A 19,655-nucleotide genomic window follows, 5' to 3' on the forward strand; every position below is an offset into this window, starting at 1 on the left:
CAAATGATGAAAGGCGGCCCCGAGAGGCCGCCCATTCACAAAATCTGTTAACCGATCTGCCCAAAACGCCATCATTCATGGGACATCAGCACCGGATCCGCAGCTGTGCTAGTCGATAGCCGTGACACTCAGATGCCCCAGACTGCCGCCCCGCGCCACCGGATCGGAGCGGTCATCCATCAGGGCAAAAATCGCCACCCCCGTGGCCAGCAAAATCATCAGCGAACAATGCGCCAGTCCAGTCGAAGCGGTGTCATTCATCGGATCTCTCCACTTGGGTCGTTATGTGCCTGCCTCGCAGTTCACTGCTGATTTGTGGCGCAAAGGTGTTCGGCGCGAGACCCGCCGGTGAACATTTGCTCAAGTTTTCAACAACACGAACACAACGCAAAGGGACCACAGGCAACATTCGGCTCTCGCGCCTCTCAGTCCAGGCCCTCAATGTCGCCTTACACGCAGGTGTCCCGGAAGGGCTTCCAAACCGACTACCCGCCGTTCCCGATTAGCACCGTCACTCCACGCCTCAAAATTCGGCAGGTCGTTTGTTCCTGCGCAGCACATACGGGACCCTGCCCGATGACAAGTTGTACACATCACCAGCCAACGCGCCCTCAAGCGCCCCACCCAGAATGGTCTGCAACTGGCATTCTTTTTGACCACCGACAACACCCGTCATAGGATTGTAGGAGCTGTGAGGATAGGTGAAGCAGAGGTAATACTCCCCCGCGACAAGCTCTTGGACCCAATCCCCACGAAGCGCAGCCCTGTTTCCGGGATACCAAAGCCAGACATGCTTTTCGCTGTAGTAGGTGACTTGGTAGCCATGCCCCTTGTCCCAGTGCAGATAGGTCGCCCCCGAGGAGGGATAGGCCAATCTCTCCTCAGAGATCTGGTGTACGGTGGGATTGAATTTGGTAGTCTCCCGCCCGCCGCACGCGGCAAGACATAGCGCAATAAGCCCGACACTCCTCCCTAGAACAAGCATTTCATCCTCAGTAAAGCTGATTTGGTACCGCTGTAGCGATAAGTTTTGTAGTAGAAATTCGGTACCGGCCTGGTTTCACGATTCAAAACAAAGCCAATTCCGAGCCGGTCAAGGTCCTCTTTTTTCATCTCCAGAATTCGATCCAAACGACCGCCTAGCGCCGCATTCACACGGGCCTGTTGCTGGGGTGTCAACGGAACGCCCTCGCGAATCGGTCTGTCATCAAGGCTCACCGTGCCAGCGGCACAAATTGTCTGGCGTGCCGCCGTTTTCGCCAGTTCCAAGACACGCCCTGACGTCCGGCCGGAAGTCAGGTCACTGTGAAGGGCAACCAGCTCAGGCTTTGATAGCCCGGCAAAAACACTGCTCGGCAAATGCGCAGGCGGACGGAAAGTGCTTTCTGATGTGCCTACGGTAACTTGAAAGTAGACGGCGTTACCCCTGACGGCATCATGCCGCGCTGCACCACCCGGAACAAAAAGCACTGCAGCCGAGACTCTCTTGGCAGCAAGGCCACCATCAAAAAAAGGTCTATCGCCACCGCGCTGATAGAGCTCCATCGCGGCAACATCTTGAAAGCTCAGCTGTTTAGGCGGTCGGGATGATGAGCTGCCGCCCTCCATGCATGCAGAGAGGCTCAAAACAGTGCCCAAACAAACTGTGACGCGTGTCAAAAAATTCATCGGATCAATTCCATACTGGAGAAAAAGACGTAATTTCAAATTCACTGCTGGTGCGTAGTCGATTTTTTGGCTTGTGATCAAAGCCGCTCAATATCGCCTTGCGCGCGGGTGTCGTGAAAATCCTTCTGCCAAGCCTCAAACGTCCCCGCTGCTATCGCGTCGCGCATACCGCTCATGATCTCCTGGAAGTAATGCAGGTTGTGCCAGGTCAGCAGCATGCCGGAGATCATCTCGTTGGAGCGGAATACATGGTGCAGATAGGCGCGGGAATAGTTGCTGCACGCTGGGCAGGAGCACTTCTCGTCCAAGGGGCGCGGATCGTCCTGATGCCGCGCGTTCTTGATATTGACCACGCCGTAGCGGGTGAACGCCTGTCCCGTCCGACCAGAACGCGACGGCAACACGCAGTCCATCATGTCGATGCCGCGCGCCACCGCGCCAACGATATCGTCAGGCTTGCCCACGCCCATCAGGTAGCGCGGCTTATCCTCGGGCAGGAAACCGGGGGCATAGTCAAGACAATCAAACATCGCCTCCTGCCCCTCACCCACCGCTAGGCCGCCGACGGCATAGCCTTCAAAGCCGATCTTCGTCAGCGCCTCGGCGCTTTCTTCGCGCAGGTCCTGTTCAAGCCCGCCCTGCATAATACCAAACAGCGCATGGCCCGGACGGTCACCAAAGGCCTCGCGCGACCGCTCGGCCCACCGCATCGACAGACGCATCGATTCAGCAATGCGGTCGCGGTCCGCAGGCAGCGCGGGGCATTCGTCAAAACACATCACGATGTCGGATCCCAACAGCTTCTGGATCTCCATCGAGCGTTCCGGCGTCAGCTCATGCTTGGAGCCATCCACATGGCTTTTGAAGGTCACGCCCTTTTCCGTCAGCTTACGCAGACCCGCCAGCGACATCACCTGAAACCCGCCACTGTCCGTCAGGATAGGCCGCTCCCAGTTCATGAACTTGTGCAAACCGCCCAAACGATCAATCCGCTCTGCCGTGGGGCGCAGCATCAAGTGATAGGTATTGCCAAGGAGAATATCCGCTCCGGTCGCACGCACGCTCTCCGGCATCATCGCCTTCACCGTCGCCGCTGTGCCCACCGGCATGAACGCCGGCGTGCGGATCTCACCACGCGGGGTATTAATGACACCCGTGCGGGCCTTGCCATCGGTGGCTTTCAGGTCAAACGAGATTTTGGGTGCCATGATATCTTCCTTGGGCTGTCATACGCGAGGTCCCGCCGCGACGGGTGATTTTCCAACGGGATCATCTGCCACCTGAACCCTGCTCTGCGCGTTCCGAAACCCGGCCAGCACAGCCTGCCGGATGTGCCCGATCTTTGGCCGGCTTTCAAGCCTGCAGTGCGCCTTTCCCGATCACTGCGCTTGGCTCTCAGACAGCAGCGATGCGGCACGCCGCGTCCGCTTCCCCTTGTCTGCCAACACTGCGCGGGCCATAGAGATCGGGACCTAGGGTCTGGCAGCTGATCTTGAAATCACGCCCACAGGCCCTCAAGTGCATACTATAGTATACAAATATATTGTGAGGCAAAATGTCCGAAGAACTCCTGCTCTCTCTGCTGACACAGAATATCATATATATTCTGGGCGCGATCTTCTTGATGATCCTGATCTTCAAAGGCATCCGCATCGTGCCGCAGTCCGAAAAATATGTGGTTGAACGCTTTGGCCGCCTGCATGCGGTGCTTGGGCCGGGCATCAACTTCATCGTGCCGCTGCTGGACGCCGTCGCCCATAAGGTCTCCATCCTGGAACGCCAGCTGCCCAACGCCAGCCAGGACGCCATCACCAAGGACAATGTTTTGGTGCAGATCGACACCTCGGTGTTCTACCGCATTTTGGAACCCGAAAAGACCGTCTACCGGATCCGTGACGTGGACGGCGCCATTGCCACCACTGTGGCCGGTATCGTGCGGGCTGAGATCGGCAAAATGGACCTGGATGAGGTGCAGTCAAACCGCTCGCAGCTGATCGGCCAGATCCAGCATCTCGTCGAAAGCGCTGTGGATGATTGGGGCATCGAAGTGACCCGCGCCGAGATCTTGGATGTAAACCTTGATCAGGCCACCCGCGACGCCATGTTGCAACAGCTGAACGCGGAGCGGGCCCGCCGCGCCCAGGTGACCGAGGCTGAGGGTCAAAAGCGCGCGGTTGAGCTGAACGCCGACGCCGAACTCTACGCCGCCGAGCAGATCGCCAAAGCCCGCCGCATTCAGGCCGACGCCGAAGCCTACGCCACCCAGGTGGTCGCAAAAGCCATTTCCGACCATGGCATCGAAGCCGCGCAATATCAGGTGGCCCTGAAACAGGTTGAGGCGCTCAACGCCCTTGGCGCCGGTGAAGGCAAACAGACCATTCTGGTGCCCGCAAATGCGATCGAGGCTTTCGGCAATGCCTTCAACATGCTGAAAGGTAGCGGGAAATGACCGCCCTGCTCTCGGTCTGGTGGGTCTGGATCGCCATAGCCATCGGCCTCGCCATTGTTGAGGTCCTGGCACCGGGGTTCATCTTCGTAGGGTTTGCCATCGGGGCCGTTGCTGTGGGGCTGCTGCTGGCGTTCACCCCGGCAGGCAGCATCTCCCTGCCCGTGCTCCTGCTCATCTACGCCACCCTCTCCCTGATCGCCTGGCTGGTGCTCCGCCACTTCTTCAAGGGACCCAAGGGGCAGGTGAAACACTTCGACCGGGATATCAACGACTGACAAAAGCCCCGCCCGATAGACGTCGGGCGGGGTTCAGTCTGGGTTCGCAGGCCACCTGTGGTGTGAATACGCAGTCGGCAAACGCCTCGTTAATGCAGCGGCGCCGCGGCGGGAGTGGTCATATGGCTTTCCACCTCATCCCCCGGGTCGGTCACCGGATCCAGCACCAGAACCAGACGGGTTTCTCCGGTACCTTCGATCGGCGGGGACCGGTGCAGCAGACCGGGCGCCGGTTGCGCGGGCCAGCGGGTGCCACGCAGCAATAGGGGTGACCCGGTCGCGACCGTCTGAGCATGGGCCGGGGTCTCGCCCTGGCGAGACACGCCCAGCTGGGTTCCGGTCCCCCGGTAGGTGCAGACCAAGCGCGCCGTGATGGCATCGACATGGAACTTACGGCAGGCATTTGTGGTCACCACGTCCAGCCGGAACCGCAGGTATCTTGCCGCCATCAACGATGAAAACGCGCCCGCCAACCGCGTAACATCCGCCTGAAGCCAGTCATGTTCCGGCCCCTGCGGCAGGCCGGACATGACACAGAACTCCGCCAAGACCCGTGCGATCATCTCTGGCTGCACAATGACCCGCCCCCGGGGCAGCCGGTCGGGGTCAACCCGGTCAAGCCAATGCTGGACGTCGGCGGGCGTCTCCCGCCGCCAGATCAGCGCGGCGCAATCAGGCTCCAGAAACCGCCGCAGCCCTGTCTCATCCCGTGCCATATCGACGTCTTGCGCCACCTCCGGGGCGCTCTTGCAAAGCGCGATCACGCCGCAGCCTCCGGCCGCCGCCAGATGGGAAAAGGATCAGTATAGTCGGGCAATTGATCGGGACCGGTGGCCACGTCAGCTGGCACAAGACATCCGTCCAGCTGCGCCTTTAACCCGGGCCAATCGATCCCTGAACCAATGAACACCAGTTCCTGACGCCGATCCCCCCAGGGCTCCTGCCAATGGGCTTTTATGTAGGCACGCGCCTGCTCATGGGTCGGGTGCCGCTCCACCGGAACCGACGCCCACCAAGTGCCGAGCGGTTTCACGCTGGACAAGGCCCCGGCCAGCGAAAATTCCGCCACCCAATCAGGCCGGGTGGAGATCCAGAAATGTCCCTTGGCCCGGATCACACCCGGCAAATCCCCATTGAGAAGCGCCAGAATTTGCTCCGGCACAAAGGGTTGTCGTGCCCGGTAAACATATGACGCAACACCGTATTCCTCGCTCTCCGGCACGTGATCGGCAAACCCGTAGAGTTCTTTGGCCCACATCGGATGCTCATGCGCCTGCTCAAAGTCAAACAATCCGGTGTCCAGAATTTTATCTGCGGCAACCGCACTATGATTGGCATCAATGATTTCGGCATCCGCATTCAGGCTGCGAATGATCTTGCGCGCCGCATCGGCCTCATCAGGGCCTGCGTCAGCCACCTTGTTCAGGATCACCACATCGGCAAATTCGATCTGATCGGTCAACAGATGTACCAGCGTGCGCTCATCTTCCTCGCCCAGGGTCTCGCCCCGGTCCGCAAGGAAATCATGCGAGGAAAAGTTCCGGCGCAGATTGACCGCATCCACCACCGTCACCATCGTATCAAGCCGCGCCACATCCGAGAGGCTCTCGCCCCCCTCATCGCGAAACTCAAAGGTAGCAGCGACCGGCAGAGGCTCGGAGATGCCGGTGGACTCGATCAAGAGGTAGTCAAACCGCCCCTCCCCCGCCAGACGTCGCACTTCCGCCAGCAGATCATCGCGCAGGGTGCAGCAGATACAGCCATTGGACATTTCCACCAATGTTTCATCGGTGCGGCTCAACTCCGTATGCGCCCGCACCAGATCCGCATCAATATTGATTTCCGACATGTCATTCACGATCACGGCGACCCGACGCCCGTCGCGATTGTTAAGAATACGATTGAGCAACGTCGTCTTTCCGGCTCCCAGAAACCCGGACAGAACAGTTACAGGAAGGCGATTATCTTTCATCGATCTTGATACCCAGTCTAAAGCACAGCGCGACGGATGAGAGTGCCTCTGACACCGTCAGCAGACAAATCCCTCATGAGTCGCAGGAAGTGTTACGATATAACGTATCATTCACTTATAGCAAGATCCCTGCCTCTCCTGCGACGCTTGATCACAAGCCGCATGCGATCCGCCACTGGACCCTCGCGCCCGGCTTCCCTATATAAACAGTCAGGAAACGAACCGAGGCCCTTATGACCAACGCATCCGAACCACTGGAAGGCACACCGCTGATCGCCCCCTCCTCTGTCAGCCATGAGCTGTACGAGCCGGTGGTGGACGCGTGCCGGTCTGTTTATGACCCTGAAATCCCTGTGAATATCTATGAACTGGGCCTGATCTACACCATCGACATCACAGCCGAGAATGATGTGAAGATCATTATGACCCTCACCGCCCCCGGCTGCCCCGTCGCCGGTGAGATGCCGGGATGGATCGTGGACGCCGTCTCTCCCGTCCCCGGCGTCAAAAGCTGCGATGTCGAACTGACATGGGAGCCGCCCTGGGGCATGGACATGATGTCGGATGAGGCACGGCTCGAACTCGGCTTCATGTAGCCGCAGCCGCGGATGGTGCAGCACAAACCACGCCTGCTCCCGTCCTTTCCACAAGACACAACGCGGCACGGCCCCTCGCCTGCCGCGTTTTTTATGACCCGCTGCAAGGTTCAGGCCGTTGACACAGTCCCGGGGCACGCGCGCCTGGCTCGCGTCACACGCACGCTAACGTTGCGCAAGACCGCAGCAATCCGCCCGCCCCCTCTTGCCCCAGAGAGGCAAGCCCCCGTAACATCAGAGTTATAAATCGCTGCGGGTCATCCGCAGCCGTTCTTGGCGCGACCCACGGATTAATACCGCAACACGCCCCAAGAGCGCCCCCAAATGATTTGGAGTTACCCTGTTGCCCCGCACATTTCACATCTGCGCGCGTCTGATCTCCCTTGCTCTTGCCGCCCCTTTATGCGCCAGCCCCGCCGCAGCAGAGACCACCGCTGAGGCCACCATTGCGCTCAGCTACGGTCCGCGCCCGGCCTATCTGGTTGACGCCCTGCCCGATGGCGCGCTGAAGACCAAACTGCAATCCTGTGCCCGGCAAACCCCGGAACGCAGCGATTTTTCCATTGCACATCGGGGCGCGCCGCTGATGTTTCCCGAACATACGGTAGAGGGCAATCGCGCCGCCGCCACCATGGGCGCAGGGGTTATGGAATGCGATGTAACCTTCACCAGCGATCTGGAACTGGTCTGCCGCCACTCGCAGAACGATCTACACACCACAACCGATATCCTCACCACCGATCTTGCCGACCGCTGCACCCAGCCCTTTGCCCCGGCCACCGCCGATGCCCCCGCAAGCGCCGAGTGCCGCACCAGCGATCTGACGCTGGCAGAGCTGATGACCCTGCGCCCCAAGATGGACAGCCGTGACCCCACAGCCACCAGTGCCGCCGCCTTTCAGGGCGGCCTCGCCCCCTGGCGCAGCAGCCTGCATCAGAACGGCGCAACTCTGCTCAGCCATGCCGACAGTATCCGGCTGTTCCGCGATCTCGGCGCAAAATTCACTCCCGAGCTGAAGGCCCCTACCGTCGCCATGCCCTTCAACGGGATGACGCAGGCAGCCTATGCGCAGAAACTGATCGACGCCTATGTCAGCGCCGAGATCCCCGCCAGCGATGTCTGGGTGCAGAGCTTTGACCTCGACGACATCAAATACTGGCTCACCCAAACGCCGGAATTTGGCCGTCAGGCGGTCTACCTCGATGATCGCTTCGCCCGCCACGACGAAGATGAAGGCCAGATTGATCCAATGGACCCCGCAACCTTCCGCCCGTCGATGCAGGAGTTGAAGGACATGGGGCTCAACTATATCGCGCCACCGATCTGGATGCTGCTGACGCTGGAGGATGGCCGCATGGTCCCCTCTCCCTATGCCAAAGCCGCACGCGCCGCCGGTCTGAATATCATCACCTGGACCTTGGAGCGCTCTGGTCCGCTGAAAAACGGCGGTGGCTGGTATTTCCAATCGGTCGCAGCTGCGGTGCAATCGGACGCGGCCACCTATCAGGTGCTTGATGTGCTGGCGCAGGATGTGGGGGTTGTCGGGGTATTTTCCGACTGGCCCGCAACCGTGACCTATTACGCCAATTGCATGGGGCTGTGACCGCAGCCCCTTGAGCCTGCGCCACGCCCCCCTTAGATTAGGGGTAACGCGCGATAGTGGAGACAGACATGTTCGGCATTCCCGGCAAACAAGCGGTGACCATCACCGACAAGGCAGCGGCCCAGATTGCCAAGCTGATGGACAAGGGCGGCCATTCCGGCCTGCGCATCGGCGTGAAGAAGGGCGGCTGTGCCGGCATGGAATATACCATGGAATATGTCGATCAACCCGACCCCAACGACGAAGTGGTCGAACAGGATGGTGCCCGCGTGCTGATCGCGCCGATGGCGCAGATGTTCCTCTTCGGCACCGAAATCGACTATGAGGTCTCGCTGCTGGAGGCCGGGTTCAAGTTCAACAACCCCAATGTCTCCGAGGCCTGCGGCTGCGGAGAATCAATCAGTTTCAAGGATATGCCCGTAGGCTGATCCGCAGTACGGCGTCCCTGTCATCTCGCCGATTTGCGAGTGGTGGCGCGCAGACAACACCAAAAAAGAGGCAGTTTCTGCCTCTTTTTTTGCGCCCGGTTATTGGCGCACTTCGATATTGTTCAACATGTGCTGACCACCGCTGGTGGTGAACAGGCGAATTGTTCCCTATTCCGAACAATGTTAGGACAGACCCAGCAGCAAGCTGCCGCGCCCCGACAGGGCTTCGCAGGCAGCAACAGAAGATTGAGGGAGATACGCAGATGCGTCGGAAACTGGCCGCAGGCAATTGGAAAATGAACGGCACCGCAAGTGCGCTGACAGAGCTGGGCAATCTTGCCTATAGCTGCAAATCCGCCAAGGCCGAGGTGCTGATCTGCCCGCCTGCAACCCTGCTCTACCGCGCGGCCAATGTCTGCGTCGACAGCAAGGTGAGCATTGGCGCCCAGGATTGCCACAGCGCCACCTATGGCGCCCATACCGGCGATCTCAGCGCGGAAATGCTGCATGACGCGGGCGCCACCGCCGTGATCCTTGGCCATTCCGAACGCCGGGCCGACCACGGTGAGACGGATGAAACAGTCCGGGCCAAGGCCAAGACCGCCATCGCTGCGGGGCTGACCGCCATCATCTGCGTGGGCGAAACCCTGAACGACCGCGAGGCGGGCAAAACACTTGATGTGGTCCGGGCGCAATTGGCAGGCTCCCTCCCCGATGACACCAGCGGCACAACCGTGGTGGTGGCCTACGAACCGGTCTGGGCGATCGGCACAGGCAAGGTGCCCACGGTCGAACAGATTGCCGAAGTGCACAACGACCTGCGCGCCAGCCTCGTGAAACGCTTCGGCGGCGAGACCGCAAACGCCATCCGACTGCTCTATGGCGGATCTGTCAAAGCCAGCAATGCCAAGGAAATCTTCGCGGTGGCCCATGTCGACGGCGCCCTGGTTGGCGGCGCCAGCCTCAAGGCTGCGGATTTCGCCCCCATCGTCGCGGCTCTCGACGCTAGCGCATAAATGCGCCTCACGACGCAGCCTCCGGCGGGAGTATTTGGGGAAAGATGACAGACCCCGCACCCCGCCTTCACCTTTCACGAAATACTCTGGGGTGAATGCGCGCCAGCGCAGAGGGGCAAAGCCCCTGACATAACGCCAGACAGAAAAAGGCCCGGGAGCAGTTCCCGGGCCTTTTCATATTCTGGGTACTGAACACCTGCTCTATTTGGTGATGATCTCCGGCCCCATCACCGCATTCGGCAACACGGTTGAAATCCACGGGATATAGGTGATCATAATCAGAAACACGAAGAGCACCGCCAGGAACGGCAGTGCGGCCCGCACCACCGCCATCATCGGCATTCCTGCAACCCCGGAGGTCACAAAGAGGTTCAGACCAACCGGCGGAGTGATCATGCCGATTTCCATGTTCACCACCATGATGATGCCCAGATGGATCGGGTCGATGCCCAGTTCGATGGCAATCGGGAACACCAGCGGCGCCACGATCACCAACAGCCCCGACGGCTCCATGAACTGACCACCGATCAGCAGGATCACATTGACCACGATCAGGAACATCACCGGGCCAAAGCCCGCCGACAGCATCGCGGTGGCAATCTGCTGTGGCACCTGCTCGTCGGTCAGCACATGTTTCAGGATCAGCGCATTGGCGATCACAAACAAGAGAGTCACCGTCAGCTTGCCCGCCTCAAACAACGCATGGCGCGTATCGGCGTGAAAAAAGGACGGGATGAAATAGACCACCGTCTGTCCCAGCATCTTCGGCAACATGGTCAGGAATTGACCCATATCCTTGGGTTTCGGCGCAGATTTCAACGGTCCCATGTCACGGTAGACAAAGGTCGCTACAAAGAAGGCATAGACCGACGCCACCGCCGCCGCCTCTGTCGGGGTGAAGATCCCGCCATAGATGCCGCCCAGAATGATCCCGATCAGCAGCAGACCGACCGAGGCATTGGCCGCCGAGGCCGCAACTTCCCCCCAGCCCAGCCATTCGCCCTTGGGCAGGTTCTTCACCTTGGCCATCACATAGATGGTGACCATCAGCATCAGACCCGCCATCAGACCCGGAATAACGCCCGCCAGGAACATCCGCCCCACCGAGACCTCAACCGCCGCCGCATAGACCACCATCACAATCGACGGCGGGATCAGGATGCCCAGCGTGCCCGCGTTACAGATCACACCAGCGGCAAACTCCTTGGAGTACCCCACCTGCCGCATCCCCGCGATCACGATGGATCCGATGGCCACCACTGTGGCCGGTGAGGACCCGGACAGGGCCGCAAACAACATACAGGCAAAGACGCCCGCAATCGCCAGACCACCCGGCAGATGACCGACACAAGCGATGGAGAACCGGATGATCCGCCGCGCCACACCGCCCGTCGTCATGAAGCTTGAGGCCAGAATGAAGAAGGGGATCGCCAGCAGCGTGAAATGCCCCTCAAAGGCTTCGAACAATGTGCCAGCAACCGACGCCAGCGAGCTGTCGGAGTAGATCAGCAGGAACAATGTCGAGCTGAGGCCAAGTGCCACGGCAATCGGAACCCCGATCAGCAACAGCCCGATGACCATGGAAAACAATAGGACGACATCCATCAGTCGTGCTCCCCGCGCTGCGCCTGAACCTCGGCGATTTCATCTTCGACCTCATGGCTGGCCACCAGCCGGTCCACATCGCCGCGCAGGATCTGCATCGCCGCTTGGGCAAAGCGCAGCAACATCAGCAGCATCGACAGCGGCAGCACCACATAGGGCACCACCTTGGGCAGTTTCTCGTAGGAATCGCCGTAGTTGATCAGATCTTCGAGAAACCCAAAGATCGCCACCATCGGTACATCCTGCACCTCATAAAAACTCTGGCTGCGCGCCTTCATGTCAAAGCCGGTGGGGAACCAGCGCCCAGAGGTGGGCGGCAGATCGGCAAACACCGCCCAGTAGTCATAGGCGCCCTTCAGCAGCAGCAGCGAAAACACCAGACAACAGCCGACCGAAATCAGCCCGATCACCCGGCGCGCGCCCGGCGACACCATATTGAGGATCGCATCGACCCCCAGATGGGCATGGACCTTTACCGCGTAGGATGCGCCCAGCAGAACCAGCCAGGCAAACAGGAACACCGTCAGCTCCAGCGCCCACAGAATGTTGGAATTGAACACAAATCGCGCCACCACATTGGCAAATGTAATCAGGGTCATCAGCCCCAGCAGCAGCGCAATCAGCGTCTCTTCGAGTGTATTGATAAGCCCGGTCGGGCCAGGTTTTGCCCCCGCCATATCTCTCTCCCTCGATGTTTGGATAATGGGATACCGGCGCGGATGGCGCACCGTGCAAATTGGGGCGGCGCGCCGTCGCGCCAGCCCCGGATCTTAAGGCCGCAGCCCTTACATGCCCGCGTTGATCGCCTGGGCTGCGTCGATCATGTCCTGACCCACATCACCTGCGAATTGCTCCCAGACCGGCTTCATCGCCTCAACCCAGGCTGCGCGCTGCTCAGGCGTCAGTTCACGCACCACGCCACCGGCATCGATGATCGATTGACGGGCCTCTGCGTTCACCTTGGTGGACTCGGAGTTCCGCGTCGCGGTGACCTCGCCCAGAATGGTCAGGAACTGCTCGCGCACCGCCGGATCCAGGCTGTCCAGCCAATCCACGGAGGTCACAACCAGATAGTCCAGCGCGCCGTGATTGGTCTCGGTCACACCGTCCTGCACCTCAAAGAACTTCTTGCCATAGATGTTGGACCAGGTGTTTTCCTGCCCGTCCACAACGCCCTGTTGCAGTGCGCCGTAAACTTCGGAGAAGGCCATTTTCTGCGGGCTGCCACCAATGGCTTCCATCTGCGCGACCAGCACGTCCGAGGACTGCACGCGGAACTTCAGACCATTGGCGTCCGACGGGTTGATCAGCGGCTTGTTGGCCGACATCTGCTTCATGCCATTGTGCCAGTAGGACAGCCCCTGCAGGCCACGGCGCTGCATAGAATCCAGCATCGCCTGACCATTCTCGGAGCCTTGGAAGGCATCGACCGCATCAATGTTCTTGAACATGAACGGCAGATCGAACAGGCGGAACTGCTTGGTGAATTTCTCGAATTTCGACAGGCTTGGTGCGGCCAGCTGTACGTCGCCCTGCAGCATCGCTTCCAGCACCTTGTTGTCATTATAAAGCGTGGAGTTCGGATAGACCTCCAGGCACATGGTGCCGTTCATCTCTTCATTGATGCGCTTTTCCAGCAGCGAGGCAGCGATCCCCTTGGGGTGCTTGTCGGTGTTGGTCACATGGCTGAACTTGACGACAATCTCACCGTCATCACAGGCCGCCATTGCGGTCCCGGCACTCATGGTCAGCGCCACAGCGGTGGCAGCAGCAGTTACGAATTTCATGTCTTTCCTCCCGGAATATCTCCATAGCCTCCGCTCAGGCGAAGACCCCAGACGCAGCATCACGGGCAAAGCTGCCCCGCTCAAGTCTTTGTTATCCGTCGCGACGGAACGGAATTTACCAATTAAAAACAACTCGCTGCGCGGGAGAATTCACCCGTCATATTGGCGCCTCAAAAACGGTGTGCGATTTTCCGCACAGGGTGATCCTACGCCTGTGCGGAAATCCGCACACCCTGTTAGCGCCAGACATTTCATCAGGCGGAATCAGCGCCCGTCACCTTTCCTCAAATACTCAAATCCCGCCGCCCGCCACCAGATCCAACACTCGCGCCGTATCATTGCAGGGCCGTTGCGCAGACAGCGCACGCCGATCTCGCGTTCCCTTAACCCGGATCTGTCAGATTGGACGTGTCGCGACATTCGGGCCGCCTGACAAGCAGCCCACCGATCCGGGGCATCTGGCATATGCCCCGGCAGGAGATCGGCCCGCCCTCGGATACCCTCCGCAGGCCGGGCGTTCAGATAACCGAAGTTGACGAAAAGGTTGACGAACATGGGACCGACTGACAGCCGGCTCCATCCCCCCTCCGCCCTAGCCCCCTTTGCGGGGCTCCCGGCGGCGCCGCCACCTCACTGCCCCGCGACCTCCCCTAGGACGCGGATCACAACACACACCAGACCGTCCTCAGCGGCGATAGTCCTCAGGCCGGATGCCATAGCGCGCCAGCTTGTCATAAAACGTCTTGCGCGGCAGCTTCAGGGCTTTGGCCGCGGCAGAGGCATGGCCGTTCTGTCGGCCCAGCGCCGCTATGAGCAAGGACCGCTCCACCTGCGCCAGCTGCTCCGCCAGCCCCAGTTCTGCCGATTGCGCCGCCTCCTCAGGCATCCCCAGCACGAACCGCATCGCTGCCGACATCAGCGAGCGCGCATTGCCCGGCCAATCCTGCGCCATCAGTGCCGCCAGATGCTCCTGCGGGATATCCGGCGCGGCAATGCCCGCCTGCTCTGCCGCCTGTGCGACGTAATGGCTGAACAGCACGGGAATATCCTCGGGGCGTTCCGACAGCGCCGGAATGCGCACCCGCATCACATCAAGCCGATAGAACAGATCCGGCAGGAACCGCCCCTGCGCTGCCTCTTCCGCCAGATCCGCAACCGAGCCGACCAGAACCCGCGCCTCCAGCCCCTGCTCCAGGGCTTCCAGCATGGCATATTGCGTCTCGCTTGGCAGGGCGGCGATTTCATCCAGATACAGCGATCCGCCCGCTGCCTCGCGACACAGATCCGCAAACCCGTCAGGGGTCAGCCCCGCAGCCGGACGTTTCACAAACGCGCCCTGACCACGCGGTGACATCAGGTGAATGACCTCTGCCACCTTGGAAATCCCACCGCCCGGCGCGCCGGTCACCAGCACCTCCGCCCCGGTGGCAGCAACCCCGCGCGCCCGTGCCCGCAGTTCCTCCATCTGCGACGAGGTGCCAAAGATCATCCGCGCCGCCGGATCGCCGCTTTCCAGTCGCGATTTCAACGCCCGGTTTTCCCGCACCAGCGCCCGCGTCTTCAACGCCCGGCGCACCACGGCCATCAGATCAACGCTGGCGCAGGGCTTCTCGAGGAAGTCAAACGCCCCCTCTCCCATCGCCTGCACCGCCATCGGGATGTCTCCCTCACCGGTCAGCAGGATCACCGGCAGATCACCGTCCACCTCGCGCACATAGCGCAACAGATGAAACCCGTCGCGCCCCGGCATCCGCATATCCGACAGGATCACCCCGTCAAAATCGGGCGTGATCAGATCCTTGGCCGCAACAAAGGATCCCACCGTGATCGCATCACAATCCGCCAGCTCCAGCGTCTGGCCCAGCGCGGCCCGCACCGCGGCATCGTCATCCACCACCAAAACCCGATTGGTCATGCCACCTCATCCTGTTGTTGCGGGCCCGTGCCCGTCTGCGCGTGCCAGCGGTCCAATTCCACCGTGAACTCCGCGCCATCGCCGGTATTTGTCCCCCGGATATGACCGCCAAAGCTCTGCACCAACCCGTAGGAGATCGACAACCCCAGCCCCATCCCCTCGGAACTGCCAACCGCCTTGGTCGAGTAGAAGGGATCAAAGATCTTCTCTGGCTCCTTCAGACCGGGGCCGATGTCGCGCACAATCACCGCAAGCCGCGCATCACCCTCGTCGTGGCGCGTCTCAATCGCAATCCGGATCTCGCGCTGCTCCTGCTCCAGCATGGCATCAGCTGCGTTGTTGATCAGGTTCACAAACACCTGCGACAGACGCACTTCACCGCCCCAAGCAAAAACCGGCTCCGCAGGCGGCTGCCAGTGCAGATGCACGCCATCCTGACGCAGGCGCGGTTCGGTCAGCTCAATCGCCGAGGCAATCACCTGCCCCAGATCCACCCGCCCCATCGGCTCGCTCTCGTTGCGGGCAAAGGCGCGCAGGTTCTTGATGATCCGCGCCATCCGACCGGCCATCTGCGCAATCCGGCCCAGGTTCTCTCCCGCCCGCTCCGGTTTGCCGCGCGCCACAAAGGCCTCGCCGTTCTCGGCATATTGCTGAATCGCCATCAGCGGCTGGTTCAGCTCATGGCTGATCCCCGCCGACATCTGCCCAAGGGCTGACAGTTTGCCCGCCTGCACCAGATCCTGCTGCGCACGTTTCAGCGCCGCTTCGGCCTCCTGACGTTCCTGCACTTCGCGGGTCAGCCGCATATTGGTCGCCGACAGCGCCCGCGTGCGCGCCGCAACCCGGCTTTCCAGCACCGTATTTGCCTCCGCCAGCGTGCGCCTGCGTTCAATAGCCAGGGCCAGCATCGCCCCCAGCGCCAGCACGATTGCCGCCATCGCCGCCGCCTGCAACCCCGCCAGACGCCGCGCCGGGGCGACATCCACCAGAATTTCGCCCACCATGCCGATCTGCGGCAGGTTCACCGCCTGATGCAGCGCCCGCTCCGGCAGATAGGGCGACCAGCGCAGATCCCAGATCTCATGCGGCCCTTCCAGCCAGGACCGAAGCGCCACCTGTCGCCCATCCGGCGGCGACAGCCCCGGTCCCTCGGCGCTGCGCTGCCAGAATAACAACTCTCGCCGGTTGGCGATAAACACTTCGCCGCCGCGATTGGTGAAAAACACCGCCGGGAGCGAGCCACGCCATGTCTGTTCCACATCTTCGACATCAGCAACCACCACCAAGGCACCGCGCACCCGACCATCCACATCGAAATCAGGTGCCGCATAGATATAGGCGCGCCGCCCATCTGGTTGCAGCACACCATAGCCGGTGCCCAGCGCGCCCTGCATGGCACGATGAAAATAACCGGTCTGGGTCACATCGCGCCCCATCACCCCCTCAGCAGCGACCACCACGCGTCCCGCCCGGTCGACAAAGAACACATCCAGCGCCGCCGTCTTATCCGCCACCTCGCGCAACAGGCCCTGCGCCGCCACGCGGGCCTCTGCCCGGTCAAGACGTTTCAGCGTCGGGTGATCGGCCATCAGAACGGCCAGTTCCTGATAGACCTGCAACTGCGTCGTCACCCGGTCCGAGGCCAGCGCCAGGTCCGCCGTACTGCGTTCCGCAAGCGAATCAAGCGCTTGACGATACCCCAGCCGGTAGACACCCCCGGCCACAGCCGCCACGGCCCCCAAAAGAAGCGCCAGAATGATCCACCGATGTGCGTGAAACTGCGTCATTGGCCGCACAGTAGCAAAGCCCCCCTTGCATTGACCAGCCGCCTTGGCAAAAGCTGCGCGGATGAAGACATTGACTCAATCCCCCACCGATCCCGATTTTGTCCAATCGCCCTACGGTTTTTACGCCGAGGCCCGCGCGATGGGACATCTGCACCACTGGCAGGACTACAATATGGTTGCAGCCTTCTCGCACCCGGCTGTTCATACCCTGCTGCGCGACCGCCGCTTTGGCCGCGAGATCCCGCCGGAGATGGCCCGCGAAAGCCCTGCCCATCTCGCCCCCTTCCTGCAGGTCGAGGCGCATTCGCTCCTGGATGCAGAGCCACCCCGCCACACTCGCCTGCGCCGCCTTGTCTTGCGTGCCTTCACCAGCCGCGAGATCAAAGCGCTGGCGCCGGGGCTGGACACTCTCTGCCATGAGCTGATCGACGCCTTCCCTAAGGATGCGCCCTTTGATCTGCTCACCACCTATTGCACCCAGGTCCCGGTGATCGCGATCTGCCGCCTGCTGGGCGTGCCCACCGATATGGCGCCGCAGCTCCTGGACTGGTCGCACAAGATGGTGGCGATGTATCAGGCCTCCAAAACGGTTGAAACAGAACATGCCGCCGCCCGCGCCAGCCAGGAGTTCATCGACTTCCTCACCACCTATGTGGACGAACGCCGCAAGACCCCGGGCGAGGATCTGATCACCCGTCTCATTCAGGCCGAGGAAGACGGCGAAAGCCTCTCCACCGATGAGTTGATCGGCACCTGTATCCTGCTGCTCAATGCCGGGCACGAGGCCACGGTGCATTCACTGGGCAATGGCGTGAAAACTATGCTGCAACAGGGCTGGGACAAAAGCTGGCTTGCACCCGACGGCATCGACGGTCTGGTGGAGGAGATCCTGCGCTACGACCCGCCGCTGCATATGTTCACCCGCTACGCCTATGAGGAGGTTGAGCTGTTCGGCCACACCTTCCAGCGCGGCGACGAGGTGGCGCTGCTGCTGGCGGCGGCCAATCGCGATCCCGAAATGCTGGAGGATCCCGAACGCTTCGATCCCACGCGCCCGGCGAAGGTGAACACCTCCTTTGGCGCAGGGCTGCATTTCTGCGTCGGCGCGCCGCTGGCACGGATGGAAATGCAGATCGCCCTGCCGATCCTGTTTGAGCGTTGCCCGGATCTGAAACTGGCCGCCGAGCCGGAGTATAACAACACCTACCATTTCCACGGGCTGACAGGCCTGATGGTGCAGGTCTGATCCCCCTCGTGGCGGGCCAGCGCGGCCTGCCACGACACCACGCCCCCCCCCCTCAGGCTGGGCTTCGCGGCCGTCCAAAGATCAGCACCGCAGCAGCCACAACAGCCACAGCCGACGCACAGCGGATCACGGTTTGAAAATCATAGGCCTGCGCAATCAGCCCCACAGCCGGACCCGCCGTCACCCCGCTCACCATCAGTGTATTCCAGTACATCGCCGTCGCGCGGGCAGGTGTGTCTGGCGCAAAGGATTGCACATAGCTGATACCAAGGCTGGCATAGAACCCGTAATACAGCCCCTCCAGCGCCGCCCCCGCCAGCATCTGCGGAAAGCTCTGCACCGCCGCCAGCAGCTGGATCGTCACAACCGCCAGCCCGGTCACCGCCAGCAGCGCCCGCCACATGCCGATGCGCGCAATCACCCAAGGGGTGGAGAAAATCGCAATCACCTCGACAAAGGTTTTAATACTAAAGGCAAAACCGGGCGCATAGCCGGGCAGCCCCACCTCTTCCACGTAAAAGATCGGCAAGGCGGAAAACGTCAGCGAATGTGCGCTCGACAGGCAGAACACAAACCCGGCCGCCAGCCACAACCCCTGCGGCGCCACTGCGGTCTGGCCAAAGCAGTCCTGTGCGGGTGCACGGCCCGGCATCGCGGTGATGTCACGGGGCAGCGTAAACCACCACAGACCGATCCAGACCATCGACACCGCAACCGCCATCACAAACACCGCCCGAAGACCGATCCCATCCGCAATCAGAAACGTGACAGCCGGGCCAATCATCCAAGCGGTTGATGTGGTGGCCCGCATATGCGCATTGAACCGCACCCGCTCCACCTTGTGACGCTCGGCCAAACTGCCGCCAAGGCTGAACATGGTCGACACCGCGCTGGAACTGATCCCGAACCCTATAACACCCGCCGTCAGCACCACCCAGAGCGCGGGCAGCAGCGCCAGCGCTCCGGCCGCACACACAAACCCCGCCGCTGCCAGTCCAACCAGCGGAAACACCCGCGCGCCGGCATCAATGCGGCGGGCAAACTGCCGGTTGGCCACCAGGGTCAGGCTGATCGCCATGCCAGCGTAAACGCTGATGATCCAGGGCTCATAGCCCAACCCCCTGACCAGAAAATAGCTCATGAAGGGCACAATCATGGCGGTGCAAATCGTGCCGCAGAACAACAGCAACAGAAACATCAGGCGCGCCGTCACCGCACCTACAGGTGCCGTAGAGGATGGGGAAATGGGCATGATTAAGTCAACTCAACAGCAAATGCCTCACCATTGCCGGAGCGCCTCTCGCGCGC

Annotated in this window: 19 protein-coding genes; 7 read left to right on the forward strand and 12 right to left on the reverse strand. The window is 61.1% G+C overall.

Going from position 1 to position 19,655, the window contains the following annotated elements:
* Positions 1 to 108 precede the first annotated feature (108 nt).
* The 4 genes from J4721_RS07325 to tgt form a co-directional block, all read right to left on the reverse strand.
* Positions 109 to 261 (reverse strand): hypothetical protein, encoded by a 153-nt coding sequence (locus J4721_RS07325; RefSeq protein ID WP_155805565.1) that lies wholly within the window; start codon positions 259 to 261, stop codon positions 109 to 111.
* 262 nt (positions 262 to 523) lie between these two features.
* The gene (locus tag J4721_RS07330) at positions 524 to 874 is read right to left on the reverse strand and encodes a hypothetical protein (RefSeq protein ID WP_247655935.1); all 351 of its coding nucleotides are present in this window, start codon (positions 872 to 874) and stop codon (positions 524 to 526) included.
* A 98-nt stretch (positions 875 to 972) separates the two neighbouring features.
* Complete coding sequence (locus J4721_RS07335) at positions 973 to 1,749, reverse strand: hypothetical protein (protein ID WP_123585464.1); 777 nt, start codon at positions 1,747 to 1,749, stop codon at positions 973 to 975.
* Positions 1,746 to 2,876, reverse strand: coding sequence for a tRNA guanosine(34) transglycosylase Tgt (gene tgt, locus J4721_RS07340; protein WP_102883668.1), 1,131 nt, complete (start codon positions 2,874 to 2,876; stop codon positions 1,746 to 1,748). Before tgt ends, J4721_RS07335 begins: the two co-directional genes overlap by 4 nt.
* Before the next feature lie 347 nt (positions 2,877 to 3,223).
* On the opposite strand from tgt, the gene J4721_RS07345 reads away from it, so the two are divergent.
* Together J4721_RS07345 and J4721_RS07350 are read left to right on the forward strand one after the other, a co-directional pair.
* Positions 3,224 to 4,117 (forward strand): SPFH domain-containing protein, encoded by an 894-nt coding sequence (locus J4721_RS07345; RefSeq protein ID WP_014875050.1) that lies wholly within the window; start codon positions 3,224 to 3,226, stop codon positions 4,115 to 4,117.
* The gene (locus J4721_RS07350; protein WP_211002385.1) at positions 4,114 to 4,392 is read left to right on the forward strand and encodes an NfeD family protein; all 279 of its coding nucleotides are present in this window, start codon (positions 4,114 to 4,116) and stop codon (positions 4,390 to 4,392) included. The genes J4721_RS07345 and J4721_RS07350 overlap by 4 nt, the downstream gene beginning before the upstream one ends.
* Positions 4,393 to 4,481: 89 nt before the next feature.
* On the opposite strand, the gene J4721_RS07355 is transcribed toward J4721_RS07350, so the two are convergent.
* A complete protein-coding gene (locus tag J4721_RS07355) occupies positions 4,482 to 5,156 on the reverse strand; it encodes a DUF1826 domain-containing protein (RefSeq protein WP_211002384.1) in 675 nt (224 codons plus the stop codon).
* On the reverse strand, positions 5,153 to 6,364 hold the full coding sequence (locus J4721_RS07360; protein ID WP_014875053.1) for a GTP-binding protein: 1,212 nt from the start codon (positions 6,362 to 6,364) through the stop codon (positions 5,153 to 5,155). Before J4721_RS07360 ends, J4721_RS07355 begins: the two co-directional genes overlap by 4 nt.
* A 233-nt stretch (positions 6,365 to 6,597) precedes the next feature.
* On the opposite strand from J4721_RS07360, the gene J4721_RS07365 reads away from it, so the two are divergent.
* The 4 genes from J4721_RS07365 to tpiA all read left to right on the forward strand — a co-directional run bounded on the left by J4721_RS07365 (position 6,598) and on the right by tpiA (position 10,007).
* Positions 6,598 to 6,960 (forward strand): SUF system Fe-S cluster assembly protein, encoded by a 363-nt coding sequence (locus tag J4721_RS07365; RefSeq protein ID WP_014875054.1) that lies wholly within the window; start codon positions 6,598 to 6,600, stop codon positions 6,958 to 6,960.
* Positions 6,961 to 7,303: 343 nt separating this feature from the next.
* Positions 7,304 to 8,563, forward strand: coding sequence for a glycerophosphodiester phosphodiesterase family protein (locus J4721_RS07370; RefSeq protein ID WP_211002383.1), 1,260 nt, complete (start codon positions 7,304 to 7,306; stop codon positions 8,561 to 8,563).
* A 68-nt stretch (positions 8,564 to 8,631) separates the two neighbouring features.
* Positions 8,632 to 8,991: an iron-sulfur cluster assembly accessory protein gene (locus tag J4721_RS07375; protein WP_102858779.1), complete on the forward strand. Its 360-nt coding sequence runs from the start codon at positions 8,632 to 8,634 to the stop codon at positions 8,989 to 8,991.
* A gap of 263 nt (positions 8,992 to 9,254) precedes the next feature.
* On the forward strand, positions 9,255 to 10,007 hold the full coding sequence (gene tpiA / locus J4721_RS07380; RefSeq protein ID WP_076615995.1) for a triose-phosphate isomerase: 753 nt from the start codon (positions 9,255 to 9,257) through the stop codon (positions 10,005 to 10,007).
* A 201-nt stretch (positions 10,008 to 10,208) separates the two neighbouring features.
* Here tpiA and J4721_RS07385 read toward each other — a convergent pair whose 3' ends face one another.
* The 5 genes from J4721_RS07385 to J4721_RS07405 all read right to left on the reverse strand — a co-directional run bounded on the left by J4721_RS07385 (position 10,209) and on the right by J4721_RS07405 (position 17,101).
* Positions 10,209 to 11,612: a TRAP transporter large permease gene (locus J4721_RS07385; RefSeq protein WP_014875058.1), complete on the reverse strand. Its 1,404-nt coding sequence runs from the start codon at positions 11,610 to 11,612 to the stop codon at positions 10,209 to 10,211.
* Complete coding sequence (locus tag J4721_RS07390; protein ID WP_014875059.1) at positions 11,612 to 12,289, reverse strand: TRAP transporter small permease; 678 nt, start codon at positions 12,287 to 12,289, stop codon at positions 11,612 to 11,614. Before J4721_RS07390 ends, J4721_RS07385 begins: the two co-directional genes overlap by 1 nt.
* Before the next feature lie 108 nt (positions 12,290 to 12,397).
* On the reverse strand, positions 12,398 to 13,399 hold the full coding sequence (locus tag J4721_RS07395) for a DctP family TRAP transporter solute-binding subunit (protein WP_014875060.1): 1,002 nt from the start codon (positions 13,397 to 13,399) through the stop codon (positions 12,398 to 12,400).
* Positions 13,400 to 14,084: 685 nt separating this feature from the next.
* Positions 14,085 to 15,314 carry a sigma-54 dependent transcriptional regulator gene (locus J4721_RS07400; protein WP_211002382.1) on the reverse strand — a complete coding sequence of 410 codons (1,230 nt, stop codon included), beginning with the start codon at positions 15,312 to 15,314 and terminating at the stop codon, positions 14,085 to 14,087.
* A complete protein-coding gene (locus J4721_RS07405) occupies positions 15,311 to 17,101 on the reverse strand; it encodes an ATP-binding protein (protein ID WP_211002381.1) in 1,791 nt (596 codons plus the stop codon). Before J4721_RS07405 ends, J4721_RS07400 begins: the two co-directional genes overlap by 4 nt.
* 61 nt (positions 17,102 to 17,162) lie before the next feature.
* Here J4721_RS07405 and J4721_RS07410 point away from each other — a divergent pair, with 61 nt between their 5' ends.
* Positions 17,163 to 18,347, forward strand: coding sequence for a cytochrome P450 (locus J4721_RS07410; RefSeq protein WP_211002380.1), 1,185 nt, complete (start codon positions 17,163 to 17,165; stop codon positions 18,345 to 18,347).
* A gap of 52 nt (positions 18,348 to 18,399) precedes the next feature.
* Here J4721_RS07410 and J4721_RS07415 read toward each other — a convergent pair whose 3' ends face one another.
* Positions 18,400 to 19,599 (reverse strand): MFS transporter, encoded by a 1,200-nt coding sequence (locus J4721_RS07415; RefSeq protein ID WP_102876842.1) that lies wholly within the window; start codon positions 19,597 to 19,599, stop codon positions 18,400 to 18,402.
* Positions 19,600 to 19,655 lie beyond the last annotated feature (56 nt).

It is taken from the genome of Phaeobacter sp. HS011, from assembly GCF_018101215.1.
GTDB classification, from domain to species: domain Bacteria; phylum Pseudomonadota; class Alphaproteobacteria; order Rhodobacterales; family Rhodobacteraceae; genus Phaeobacter; species Phaeobacter inhibens.

Coding starts and splice junctions, on each gene's coding strand:
- J4721_RS07325 (WP_155805565.1), bottom strand. CDS start 261: ATGAATGACACCGCTTCGACTGGACTGGCGCATTGTTCGCTGATGATT.
- tgt (WP_102883668.1), bottom strand. CDS start 2,876: ATGGCACCCAAAATCTCGTTTGACCTGAAAGCCACCGATGGCAAGGCC.
- J4721_RS07345 (WP_014875050.1), top strand. CDS start 3,224: ATGTCCGAAGAACTCCTGCTCTCTCTGCTGACACAGAATATCATATAT.
- J4721_RS07350 (WP_211002385.1), top strand. CDS start 4,114: ATGACCGCCCTGCTCTCGGTCTGGTGGGTCTGGATCGCCATAGCCATC.
- J4721_RS07360 (WP_014875053.1), bottom strand. CDS start 6,364: ATGAAAGATAATCGCCTTCCTGTAACTGTTCTGTCCGGGTTTCTGGGA.
- J4721_RS07365 (WP_014875054.1), top strand. CDS start 6,598: ATGACCAACGCATCCGAACCACTGGAAGGCACACCGCTGATCGCCCCC.
- J4721_RS07375 (WP_102858779.1), top strand. CDS start 8,632: ATGTTCGGCATTCCCGGCAAACAAGCGGTGACCATCACCGACAAGGCA.
- tpiA (WP_076615995.1), top strand. CDS start 9,255: ATGCGTCGGAAACTGGCCGCAGGCAATTGGAAAATGAACGGCACCGCA.
- J4721_RS07385 (WP_014875058.1), bottom strand. CDS start 11,612: ATGGATGTCGTCCTATTGTTTTCCATGGTCATCGGGCTGTTGCTGATC.
- J4721_RS07390 (WP_014875059.1), bottom strand. CDS start 12,289: ATGGCGGGGGCAAAACCTGGCCCGACCGGGCTTATCAATACACTCGAA.
- J4721_RS07395 (WP_014875060.1), bottom strand. CDS start 13,399: ATGAAATTCGTAACTGCTGCTGCCACCGCTGTGGCGCTGACCATGAGT.
- J4721_RS07400 (WP_211002382.1), bottom strand. CDS start 15,314: ATGACCAATCGGGTTTTGGTGGTGGATGACGATGCCGCGGTGCGGGCC.
- J4721_RS07405 (WP_211002381.1), bottom strand. CDS start 17,101: ATGACGCAGTTTCACGCACATCGGTGGATCATTCTGGCGCTTCTTTTG.
- J4721_RS07410 (WP_211002380.1), top strand. CDS start 17,163: ATGAAGACATTGACTCAATCCCCCACCGATCCCGATTTTGTCCAATCG.
- J4721_RS07415 (WP_102876842.1), bottom strand. CDS start 19,599: ATGCCCATTTCCCCATCCTCTACGGCACCTGTAGGTGCGGTGACGGCG.